Origin of the sequence: Longimicrobium sp. (assembly GCF_036280135.1) — a bacterium.
Classification (GTDB): domain Bacteria; phylum Gemmatimonadota; class Gemmatimonadetes; order Longimicrobiales; family Longimicrobiaceae; genus Longimicrobium.
In genome coordinates this window covers 1-2167 of record NZ_DASURI010000125.1, presented here as the reverse complement: position 1 = coordinate 2167, position 2167 = coordinate 1, and the positions used below count along the sequence as shown (strand labels likewise).

Sequence of the window (2167 nt, the reverse complement as noted above, 5' to 3'; positions counted from 1 at the left end):
TCTGCGCCTGCGCAACGACGGTGTTGTAGAACATCATCTTCGCCTTGCGAATCTCGAGCAGGAAGGCGTCGCGCCCGGCGTCGCCGGTACCGACAGGGCTAAAGCCCTGTGCCACCGGTGAGGGCTCTGGGCTTTGGACTTTGGGCTCTGGACTTTGGGCTCATCGGAAGCGGGGCGGCACCCGAGCCCACCCGGACGGCGCTCACTGTCACGCGTGTCCCGCTCCACGGCGCGGAGCACGCCGACGCGCGAAACGCGGTGTCCCCCGCCACCAGAACCTGCCGGCGAAGGCGTGACAGCGTGACAGTGAACGGCGTCCGAATAGACCCGTGTGCTGCCGCGCTTCCGGATGGGCCCAAAGCCTAAAGACAATATGGAATGACCGGCTCGCCATCGTAACGTTGTCGTGCCAAAAACACGCAACACGGTGGACAGAGTCACCGGAAACGCGGGTTAACGCTCAGGCGAACGTCAGAGCCGCACACGAAGGGAGCCGGTCATGGAGCACCTTACTACGTACGTGGGCATCGACGCGCACAAGAAAGACCTCTACGTGGCCCGGCTGCAGGGGGCGGAGCGGACGCCGGTCACCTGGCAGCTGCCCCACACCCCGGCGGCCGTGCGCCGGCTCGTGCGAACGCTCGAGCGGGACGCGCCGGGGCCCGTGCACGTCTTCTACGAAGCGGGGCCCTGTGGCTATGCGCTGCAGCGCCAGCTGACCACCGCGCGCGTGCATTGTGACGTGGTCGCGCCGGCGCTGATTCCCCGCAAGCCCGGCGAGCGGGTGAAGACGAATCGGCGGGATGCGCGCAAGCTGGCCGAGCTCGGGCGTGCCGGGCTGCTGACGCCGGTGCACCCGCCGACGCCGGCGGACGAGGCCGTGCGCGACCTGGCGCGCGCGCGGGATGATGCCCGCGAGGACCTGCAGCGCTGTCGCCATCGGTTGAGCAAGCTGCTGCGGCGGCGGGGGCGACACTATACCGGCCGCCACTGGACCCGAGCGCACCGCCAGTGGATCAGCGGGTTGCCCTGGGCGCATCCTGCCGAGCGCACCGTCCTGGACGACTATCTGCTGGCGATCGATCACACGGAGGCGCGCCTGCTCGAGCTGGATGCCCAGCTCACGACGCTGGCCGCGACCGACCCGTATCGGACGCCGGTCGGGTGGCTGCGCTGCTTCCGCGGCATCGATACGCTGTCGGCGATGCTGATCCTTGCCGAACTCCACGGCATGGGCCGCTTTCCTTCCCCGCGGGCCTTGATGGCGTATCTCGGGCTCGTGCCGGGGGAACACTCCAGCGGGGACCGGGCCCGCCGGGGGCGGATCACGCGCACGGGGAACGCCCTGGTCCGCCGGCTGCTGGTGGAAGCCGCCTGGCACTATCGCCATCGGCCCGCCGTCGGCGTCGCCCTGGCTCGGCGGCGCCGCGGGCAACCGGGCCGGGTGATCGCCATCGCGGACCGGGCCCAGCAGCGGCTTTGTCGCCGATTCCGGGCGATGGCGGCGACGCACAAACCGCCCGCGAAAATCGCGGTGGCCATAGCGCGGGAACTCAGTGGCTTTCTCTGGGCCGCCCTGCACCCCGTGGCCCCAGCGCCGGCGCCGGGGCCATCCCACTGAATGCGGCGTAGGACGCCGCCCGCGGCGGCCCGGCCCGGCGCGCGGCCCCGGCCGGCGACGACGACGGAGGAGACGAGGCACGAGAGGGAGCCATCGGCGGTTGGGCTATGCGCCAGGGCCCCGAGCCCGGACTCGCGACCAAAGACTGCCGCCACGCTCCCGACGAACCACTGTCCTGTGTGCGCTGCCGCGGTCCCCGCGGTAATCACCGAATATCAGCGTGACTCGTCGTCGCAGCGCCTCGCTCCTCCGTCGTCGTCGTCGGCCGTGCCGCCTCCCGGAGCTCCGGGCAGCACGACCAGGGCACGGACGCCCTCAACCAACGGGGTTTGACAGAGGGTCATTCCATATCAGCCCAAAGCCCAAAGCGGCCCAAGACGGCCCAAAGCCCAGAGCGGCCCAAGGAGGCCCACGGACCCCCGCCGTATAATCGTTTCATCATGTCCATCCTGAAGGTGGCGCGCCTCGGCCACCCCGTTCTCCGCAAGAAAGCCGCGCCGATCGACCCCAGGGACATCACGTCCGCGCCGGTGCAGAAGCTCATCG

At 70.2% G+C, this 2167-nt stretch carries 1 protein-coding gene; it reads left to right on the top strand.

Annotation, left to right across the window (positions count from 1 at the left end):
• Window positions 1-499: 499 nt before the first annotated feature.
• Complete coding sequence (locus VFZ20_RS03930) at window positions 500-1621, top strand: IS110 family transposase (protein WP_329682524.1); 1122 nt, start codon at window positions 500-502, stop codon at window positions 1619-1621.
• The last annotated feature ends 546 nt before the right edge of the window (window positions 1622-2167 follow it).